Genomic DNA, 764 nt, shown 5'->3' with positions numbered 1-764 from the left:
AGATAGAGTTCCAGTGCTTGCTGCATGAAACTTTGAACGGTATGCGCCATGACTGGAGCATAGACAAAATTTTAGGCTATATTAGAAGCAGATACGCAATCTTCGACGCAGCGCACTCCCCGAGCTTGCTCGGCAGATTTAACGCCTGCAATAAGGTGTGCCCCGCTGAACCAACAAAGCGCACCGAACTTCATACCAAAATCGCCGAGTCAAACGCATCACCCTTGATTGCCTTGTTATGCAACTCCATCCATTAATACGATCTTGTTTGGTCGCCGGACTTTTCCCGCATGATGAGTTTTCGTCATACAGGCAACAAATTCAGACTCTGATAACTGCGATTTACTTTCAACGACTTTGAGCCAGCAAAATTCACATAACAACCTGATGCGGACCGGCTTGGCTGCTGCACCAAACCAATAGCCAAAGAAATGCGCCAGCTTTTTCACAGCAAAGTAACGTTGAAATTATAATGTTGAATTGCCAGAGCTAAAGGCAGCAAATAAAACAACAACCTGCTTATTTTCGGATTCTCAGGCAGCCTTTCGGCAAACGAATGGCCAAAGAAATAGTGGAAACAAGCGATGAATTATCTACCATTGAAAATCTTTGCTCTAGGTGCATAACGCCTAAAATAAGCGGCGAAAAACAACGCGCAGATATTGATATGAAGTGCGTAAACGCATAACTTCATTTTGCACCTGAAATGCCGAGTGTTTTTTGTCCGCTTGATTTTCTTGTTAAATTTGCCCCGCCCGATGAGG

General features: G+C 44.2%; 1 protein-coding gene. It reads left to right on the top strand.

The genetic code is table 11. From position 1 onward, the window contains the following. Nucleotides 1-257: hypothetical protein (locus EDI28_RS27440; RefSeq protein ID WP_233353524.1), on the top strand; the 257-nt coding region annotated here is incomplete at its 5' end. Between the last annotated feature and the right edge of the window lie 507 nt (nucleotides 258-764).

It is taken from the genome of Photobacterium chitinilyticum (genome assembly GCF_004104355.1).
GTDB classification, from domain to species: domain Bacteria; phylum Pseudomonadota; class Gammaproteobacteria; order Enterobacterales; family Vibrionaceae; genus Photobacterium; species Photobacterium chitinilyticum.
Note: the sequence above shows the minus strand (reverse complement) of the source record. Positions and strands in the feature narration are given on the sequence as shown.